Raw genomic sequence first — 8,682 nt, 5'->3', positions numbered from 1 at the left:
GTCCAGCGAGAGCGCGATCATCCCCAGCAGACCGTTGAGAGGCGTGCGGATTTCATGGCTCATGTTGGCCAGGAATACCGAGCGTGCCTCGGCCATGTCCAGGGCGGTACGGCGGGCGACTTCCAGTTCCTCGTTGGACTGGCTGAGCCGCGAGTTGATGGCCTTGAGTTCCGCCRTACGGGCCGAGACGATATTTTCCAGTTGCGAGAGGTAGTCGGTCAGGCGGTTTTCGGCATTGCGCCGCTGCTGGATCTCGGTGGCAATGTTATCGAACTGTTGATTGGCGACCTTGACCAAGACGCCGATTTCATCGTTTTCATGCCCCGCCGGATACTCCAGCCAAGTCGGCTCCGCGCTGCGCGGATCACGACCACTGAGTTCTCGGATGACCCGTACCAGCGGTTTGGTCAGCATCACGTAAAACAGCGCCAGCAGAATGCCCGTAAGGATCAGGCTGCGCGCGAAGCCATTGAGCAGGGTCACTTCGGCCCGGCGCAGGAAACGACTGCCGAAAGTGTAGGTATCGACATCCAGGTGCAAGGTCCCGAGGGATTCGTCCGGCAAGTGGTCGAGGTAAAGACGGTCTTCAAACTGTCGGTTGGCGCCGAACAGGAAGTCGCTGAGCACCCGGTAATTGTTTTCCAGGCCCGGACGTTTGGCGCTGGCCAGCACGGTATTGTTGTTGTCGGTCAATTTCGCGCCGATGATCGCCGGGGAGCGCAGCAAGCCCAGGATCAGTTCCTGGGCGAGTTCGGCATCGATGTTGTAGGCGATGCGAGACGCGGGGTTATGGCTGATTTCCAGCAACGACAGGATTTCGCGGTTGATGGAGGCGTCTTCGCTGGCATAATCGATGCCTATTTGCACAAGGCTGAGCAGCGTGCCCAGAATGAAACCGACCAGCACCGTAAGCTTGGCTTGCTTGTACGACAGCCGCTGGCTGAACTTGATATCCATGGGGTGTTGAACCACTTCCGTTTCCCTTCGCTGCTCAAGCATAGTCGATCATCAATGGATACCGATGTTCTCGCAAAACACCTGTACGGGGTGTTGGCCGGGCATCGGATGCTGTGTTTCGTCGCTGTACCGCCATCATCACTGTGAACGTGCCCGAGGAGAAGACGTGGATTCCCGATTGAATGCTTTTCTTGAACGCGCCGATGCCGTTCTGGCCCGTATCGAACCGCTGCTGCCGGCGCCTCGGCAAACGGTCGACTGGACACATTGCCTGGCCGCACGCTGGCAACGCGAGGGTCGCAACGGTTTTCTGTTGCCGCTGCAAGTCAGCCTCGACATGCGCCTGTCCGACCTGATCGGCGTTGACCGGCAACTTGAGCAATTGGGCCGCAATACTCAACAGTTCCTCGACGGCATGCCTGCCAATCACGCCTTGCTCTGGGGCTCGCGGGGCACCGGTAAATCGTCGCTGGTGCGCGCCTTGCTGGCCGAACACGCCAAGAACGGCCTGCGGCTGATCGAGATCGAGCGCGATCACCTGGCGGACTTGCCGCGGGTGGTCGAGCAGATTGCCAAGCTGCCCCAACGGTTTGTGCTGTTCTGCGATGACCTGTCGTTCGAGTCGGGCGAGGGCGATTATCGCGTGCTCAAGAGCGTACTCGATGGCTCTCTCGAGCAGGCGCCAGATAACGTTCTGCTGTACGCCACCTCCAACCGTCGCCATCTGGTGCCGGAAAAGGAAAGCGATAACGAAAACTGGAAAAGGGTCGATGGCGAGCTCCATCCCAATGAGGCGGTGGAAGACAAGATCGCACTGTCGGACCGTTTTGGCCTGTGGCTGTCGTTCTATCCGTTTACTCAGGAACATTTCCTCAACGTCGTCGAGCACTGGATCGGCCAATTGGCCGACAAGGCCGGTCTCAAGTGGCAGCGTGACGAAGAGTTGGACATCCTCGCGGTGCGCTGGGCCACGGGCCGGGGTAATCGCAACGGACGTTGCGCGTATCAATTTGCCCGCTATTGGGTAGGGCTGAAGCTGTTGGAGCAAAAGGCATGATCGATTTACAAAAGAGCGGCCAGGGCCTTGAGGGCTACGGCATGCTATGGGCACAGCTGGAATCGTTGCTGGCGGACGAGCGTGATTTTATCGCCAACGCCGCGCAATTTTCCGCGTTTGTGTTCAACCAGCTCGATGACCTGAACTGGGCCGGTTTCTACCTTAATCGCAACGAAGAACTGGTGCTTGGCCCGTTTCAGGGGCAGATCGCCTGTGTACGGATTCCATTCGGTCGCGGCGTGTGCGGGGCTGCCGCTGCCACMTTGCAGACCCAGCGGGTCGAAGACGTACATGAATTCCCCGGCCACATCGCTTGTGACAGCGCATCGAACAGTGAACTCGTCGTGCCATTGGTCAAGGACGGTCGACTGATCGGCGTGCTGGACCTCGACAGCCCGAAGCTGGCGCGTTTTACCGCTGACGATCAGGCCGGAATCGAGCAGCTGGCGGCGATTTTCCTGCGTCTGACCGACTGCTGATCAGCCCTTCAAGCCGGCCTTGATCAGCAGGCTTGTCGGGTCAACGGTGTCTATCTGCTGTGGCTCAAGGAATTGGCTGGCGTACTGCAAGTAGATTTCGTCGTTGATGAACAGCCCGAACAATTCAGCGTCGATGTGGGCGTCACGGCACATGGTGGCCATGATGCCCAGCGCTTCGCTCAAGGACTTGGTTTTCTTGTAGGGGCGATCGGCGGCGGTCAGCGCTTCGAAAATATCGGCAATCGCCATCATCCGCGCCGGCAGGCTCATGTCTTCGCGCTTCAAGCGTTTGGGATAACCGGTGCCGTCCATTTTTTCGTGGTGGCCGCCGGCGATTTCCGCGACGTTATTGAGGTGACCGGGGAAGGGCAGGCGACTGAGCATCAGGATCGTCTGCACCATGTGGTGATTGATGATGTAACGCTCCTCGCGGGTCAGGGTGCCTCGGACGATGCTCAGGTTGTACAGTTCGCCCCGGTTGTACTTGTATCGCGGCACGTCGAGCTTGAATCCCCAGGGATTGTCGTCCGGGATCAGTTCGCTGTCGGCGCGCTCGAGCAGATGCTCGGGTTTATCCGCCAGCAGTGGCTCGCTGACCGGCAGGGTCGGCACCGGGGTCCGGGCCTGGCGCCGGTTCTCTTCCCACGAAACGCCAAGCCGATCATCCAGGGTTCGGGTCCAGGTACGTTGGGCGATGGTGTTCAACCGCTGCAGATCGGCCTCGGCCATGGCCTCGCTGCCCAGGTTGCAGCGCGCCACAAACGCGAAATCATCATCCAGCGCCGCCAGGCTCGCATTGCGCAATTGCGCCAGAGGCGACTCGTCACCCCCCAGGGCGATGGCCTGCCAATAATTGATCCAGGCATCACGCTTGAGGACTTCGAAACGGGTGCGGATTTCGTGGATGCGGTCGTACAGGGTCTCAAGTTTCGTGGCTTTGTCGACCACGTATTCAGGGGTGGTGACCTTGCCGCAATCATGCAGCCAGGCGGCGATGTGCAGCGCCTCCCATTCATCTTCGCTGGGCTGATAGCTACGGAAGGCCGGGTCCTGACTGGCAGCGGCCGCCTGTGCCAGCATCAGCGTCAGTACCGGTACTCGCTGGCAGTGCCCGCCGGTGTAGGGGCTCTTGGCGTCGATTGCGCCGGCCAGCAATTGAATGAATGAGTCCAGCAGCTGTTTTTGCCTGGCTTGCAGGCGCTGACTTTCGATACTCACGGCGGCCGCGCCAGACACCGCCTGGAGAAACGCGATGCGATCCGGGCGCAGTTTTTCCAGGTCGTCTTGTGTGCCGCTGTCGGCCAGCAGCAGGACCAGCAGCCCCACGGTTTCGTTATGACGATTGTGCAGCCGAATACCGACCAGATGAACCCGCGGGCACTCCAGCGCGAGCAAGACTTTCTGCAGATCCCCCGCCTGTTCGAAACCCAGGGAGGTGACGACATTGTCGGCGGTCGACAGTGTTTGCATCCACTGAGGGCTCTGAAAATCCTGGGGTACGTGTCCTTGAATGTCGAATGGCGGCAAGGCCTGTGAACTGCCGTTGATGACCAGCGCATGAGGTTCCACGCGATTTTCATCACCTTCACGCAGGTAGATCAGACCGGCCTGGGCCTGGCCGATCTGCACGGTTTCAAACAACACCCGTTGCAGCAAGGGGGCGAAACGGGTTTCGGCGCTCAGGCTTTCGGTGATCCGGAAAAAACTCGCCAGGGTGTCTTTCATGCGCGCCATCGACACGCTCAGTTGGTCGACTTCCAGCACCGGCGAGCGACGGCTGGCCGGAAAATTGAAATCGAAACTACGAATCGCATCGGCTTCCCGCACCAGGGCGCGCAGGGGGGTGACCAGGACTCTGGAGGTCAGCCAACCCATGGGCAGGCACAACAGTAGCGTTGCCAGGGTAATCAGCGCGCCTTGCCAGCGCATGCGGTAGGCATCGACGAGCAATTCGTCTTCCGGCACCAGCAGCGCCAGTTGCAGACCCTGTGGGCCACCTTCCTGCATGCTGCTGCGCGCCGCGATCCATTGACGACCCGCGGCGTTCAGGCGATTGATCTCAGGGGGACTGGTGAGCAGGGCCGCGAGGCTGGGGCTCAGGTCGGCGGCTTTGATCAGCCGGGCCGTCTGGTCGTCGACGATCAGTTTGCTGCTGTCGGGGTAGGCGACGGCATTACCCTCGGCATCGAGCAGCACAATTTCGGTGCCGGGCGTCACCACATGTTTGGCCAGGGTCGCTGACAGTTCCGCCAGCGTAAGGTCGGCCCCCATCACCGCTTGCTCACCACTGCGCCGCGCCAGGGTTGTGCCGACATTGTGGGTGGAGAAAAACAGGTAGGGCTCGGTGGTGATCTGATCACGGTCGCTGCGGGCGCTGGAGAACCAGGCGCGGGTGCGTGGATCATAGATTTCGTCGGGGTTGTCCAGACGGCTGACGAGGGCCAGGTTCTGATCGAAAAACAAGGATTGGGAGCGGACCTGACCGCCGCCTGGATGCTCGATGCTCCATACCTGATACGCCGCGGAGTCCGGTGCCTTGAGCTGCGTTTTCAGGGCGACGCTGCGCAGGGGGCGAACCATGAAAAAGTCGCCATWGCTGTAGCCCAGGTACAGCGAGGCCAGATCGGGGTTGTCCGTGAGTGATTGACTGAAGGGCTTGAGCAACGCCAGGCGTTGCTCAAGGTCGGCGGCCTGGGTTGCCGGATTGTCCGCCAGCAGGCTCAGCAGATGACGAATCGGCTCATAGGTGCGATGCAGGTCCAGACGGACATCCTGCTCGATGCGATTGAAGAGCTTTTCACTGCTGGAAAGAATGATCCGGGTGGTTTGCCGATAGTTGAAAATGCCCAGCACCACCCCGGTCAGCAACAGCAGGAACGTGAACATCACGCTGATATGGATGTGCAGGGGAAATCGGCGCTGGTCCGGGCGCAGTGGGCTGGGCATTGCAGATTTCTCCATGACGATGAACACACTGCTCAGCCTTCCAGCATAGTTAACGCTCCGTCATTCTGCTGTTTGTCGTGGCGTGCGAGCTGTTGTCGCAACGCGTGATCCAGTTCGAGCATGGCGCGCTCCATGGACTTGCTGCAATCGGCCACTTGATCGTGGTGGGGCCTGTTATGGCAGGCCTTTTCGAGCGCCTCGCAACTGTCGATCAGTCGGGAGGCCTGGACGATTCGAGCCGCTCCCTTGATTTTGTGGGCAATGTCGAGGAGTGACTGCCGGTCGTTTGACCGGGACAACGTCAGCAGCGTTTGCCGATCCAGGTGATTGCTATTCAGCAGCTCGGTCAACAATCGCCGGTTCAGCGCCGGGTTGCCACCGGTTAACAGGTGCAGCCCCTCCAGGCTGAACGCCGGGTCGCGGACCGTCGGTGCAATGCCTTCGATCCATTGGCTCAAGGCTGTCAGGCTGAGAGGTTTGAACAGGCAATCGTCCATCCCGGCTTGTTTGCAGCGTTGTCTTTCCTCCGGTTGCGCATTAGCGGTGAAACCCAGAACGGTACAGGCAGGGCGCTGCACGCGCTGTTCATGTTGGCGAATGGCACGAGCCATCTCATATCCATTCATGATCGGCATATTGCAATCGGCAATCACCAGGTCGAATGGCTGATCTTTCCACGCCTCCAATCCCGCCTCGCCATCTGCTGCGACCTTGAACCGATGCCCCAGAAATTCCAGTTGCTGGCACATGAGCAAGCGATTGGCCGGGTGATCATCGACCACCAGAACGTTCAAGGGGGCAGCGCTCTGGTGAATCTGTGGCTCGGCAATTTCCGGCATCTGTACAGGCGGCAGGGTTGCCAGATTCAGCGAAACCCGAACCTGAGTGCCGACCCCAGGCTGGCTGCTCAATTGCAGGTTGCCGCCCATCATTTCGCACAGATTGCGGCTGATCACCAGTCCCAGCCCCGCACCGCCCCTGGGTAACTGGCTGGAGTTATTGGCCTGGACGAAAGGCTCGAACAGTCGCTGCTGATCCTGCTCGCTGATCCCGGCGCCACTGTCCTCAACCAGCAACTGCAGCTGCATGCGGTCGGGCTCGTCGGTCGGTTGCAACTCGAGGCTGATCCTGACCTGACCCTGTTGCGTAAACTTGATTGCATTGCTGACCAGGTTGGACAGCACCTGCTTGAAACGCATCGGGTCCAGCAGGACATCGATCGCAGGTTTAGCAGGGTTGAATGCCAGGTGCAGTCCGAGATTCTTTTGCCGGGCCAGCCCGTCGAAGATCCTCACCACCGAGGCCACGGCTTCAGCCAGATTGACGCGTTCCGGGCTCAGGCTCAGACGTCCGGATTCGATGCGCGCAATGTCGAGAATGTCCCCGATCAGTTCCAACAGGTCATTTGCCGAGTGATACGCGACGTCGATGGCCGGTCGATCCGGATGGCCAGGATCAATGCGTTTGAGTGTTAGCTCCAGCATGCCGATGATCGCGTTCATCGGCGTGCGGATCTCATGGCTCATGGTTGCCAGAAAGGTGCTTTTAGCCCGGTTGGCTTCATCGGCACGTTCTTTCGCCGCCTGCCGCTGTTTTATCTGGCGTCTCATATAGGCGTTCCAGGCAACGGAGATCAGCAGCAGTACGCCAGCACCGGTAACGATCTGATAGAACACTCTGTGATAGTTGCGCCAGGTACTTTGCGAGGCCGCTGAATAGCCACGCCAGCGGTTATTGATGATGCCCAGCTCTTCCGGTGCGATGCTCAACAGCGCCTTGTCGAGGATGGCATTCAGTTCTTTGGCGTCGCGCCCGGTCGCCAGGGAAAATGCCGCCTGCTGGGTGCCGATGGTGGTGGTGATCTGAAGTGCCCGCTCGAAGATCCGCGATGAGATGAAGTAATTGGCGATCACCAATGAGTTCACCGCACCTTCTGCCTTGCCCTCGGCGAGCAACTCCACGGCACTGAATGTGTCTGGAGTTTCGACCAGATTGATCCGCGGAAACTCGCTGCGCAGGTAATCCACCAGTGGATTGCCCTGGGCAATGGCCAGGCGTTTGTCCTGCAGTTGGTTGAGGTTGGTCGGGCTGTCGGCCGCTTTGCGTGTCAGCAGGACAAAGGAGTTTTCCAGATACGGGCGGCTGAAGTTCAACATCGTTTCACGCTGTGCGCTGGGGAGCAGGGCGGCGATCAGGTCGGCCTGCTGGTTGGCGATCTGCTCGACCATCTCGTCATCGCTTCGGCTGCGCTGGATCTCGAAGCGCAAACCGGTGCGCAATCTGATCAGTTCGAGCAGGTCAGCCGTGACACCCCGAAAGTTGCCGTCGCTGTCAAAAAACGTCAGCGGCGCAAATGCTTCATTAACTACCACCCGCACAACCGGATGTTGCGCCAGCCAGCGTTCTTCATGGTGGGTGAGTTGCAGTTTTTGATCGGTGAGAAGAATGTCGCTGCCGGCACTCCAGCGTTTGGCGATGTTTTCCCGTTCGCTGGTGGGGATGGCCTTGAGTACCGCGTTGATGATCCCGAGCAGGTCCGGGTTGTCCTTCTGTACGGCAAAGCTGAAACCATGGGCTTCGTGTTTACCGAAGTTGGCCATGCGGATGTTGTTCAGATACCCCTTGTTGATCATGTAATGAGTTGAAATGGTGTCACCGAGAAAAACGTCGGCCTGGTCGAAGGCAACCGCGTTGATTGCATTCTGGTAGGACGGGTAGGAGGTGATGATTGCCTTCGGATACAGCGCCCTGACTTCGTCCAGGGGCAGATAGTGATAGACCATGCTAAGCCGCAGGCCGGCGAGTCCATCTGTCAGTGATCGGGTTTCTCCTTCCCGTGTGACCAGCACGGGTTGATCCACGGCGTAAGGGATGGACAGCGCAATGTCGGCATTGTCGGCCTCGAACCCGTTGGCGGTGCCGAGCATGTCGACCTGACCCTTTTCCAGTGCCTCGATCGCAGCCCCTCGGGACGCGAAGCGCTGAACCTTGACGGGCAACCCCGTAACCTTGCCGAGGATGCCGGCGTAGTCGGCGGTGAAACCTTCGTAGTCGTGGCCGCTGAGGGTCAGGTCGAAAGGCGGATAATCCGGGCCTGATGTGCCCAGGATCAATTCACGTTTGTCTTTGACCCATTGTCGTTGTGAGGTATCCAGTCGGACTTCCATGTGCCCGGTCGTTGAGCGACTGAGCAGGGTGTAGTTTTCACTGGCTGTCTGCGCCGCGAGCACCGGGGTACTCATG

Annotated in this window: 5 protein-coding genes; 2 read left to right on the top strand and 3 right to left on the bottom strand. The window is 59.4% G+C overall.

Annotated features, from left to right (window positions below; genetic code table 11):
* A partial coding sequence (locus tag AC1DLB_RS13025; protein ID WP_477785090.1) for a histidine kinase dimerization/phospho-acceptor domain-containing protein occupies nt 1–957 on the bottom strand: 957 nt, incomplete at its 3' end.
* A gap of 166 nt (nt 958–1,123) precedes the next feature.
* On the opposite strand from AC1DLB_RS13025, the gene AC1DLB_RS13020 reads away from it, so the two are divergent.
* Nucleotides 1,124–2,014 (top strand): ATP-binding protein, encoded by an 891-nt coding sequence (locus AC1DLB_RS13020; RefSeq protein ID WP_018930014.1) that lies wholly within the window; start codon nt 1,124–1,126, stop codon nt 2,012–2,014.
* A complete protein-coding gene (locus AC1DLB_RS13015) occupies nt 2,011–2,493 on the top strand; it encodes a GAF domain-containing protein (RefSeq protein WP_111455020.1) in 483 nt (160 codons plus the stop codon). Before AC1DLB_RS13020 ends, AC1DLB_RS13015 begins: the two co-directional genes overlap by 4 nt.
* On the opposite strand, the gene AC1DLB_RS13010 is transcribed toward AC1DLB_RS13015, so the two are convergent.
* Nucleotides 2,494–5,439, bottom strand: a complete 2,946-nt coding sequence (locus tag AC1DLB_RS13010; protein ID WP_477785089.1) for an HD domain-containing phosphohydrolase — start codon at nt 5,437–5,439, stop codon at nt 2,494–2,496.
* 32 nt (nt 5,440–5,471) lie between these two features.
* Entirely contained in the window at nt 5,472–8,681 is a 3,210-nt protein-coding gene (locus AC1DLB_RS13005) for a transporter substrate-binding domain-containing protein (protein ID WP_477785088.1), read from the bottom strand.
* Between the last annotated feature and the right edge of the window lies 1 nt (nt 8,682).

The organism is Pseudomonas sp. 05N434 (genome assembly GCF_056396965.1).
Note: the sequence above shows the minus strand (reverse complement) of the source record. Positions and strands in the feature narration are given on the sequence as shown.

Bases quoted from the DNA above. Each gene is read 5' to 3' on its own strand.
- AC1DLB_RS13005 (WP_477785088.1), bottom strand. From the start codon at position 8,681: ATGAGTACCCCGGTGCTCGCGGCGCAGACAGCCAGTGAAAACTACACC.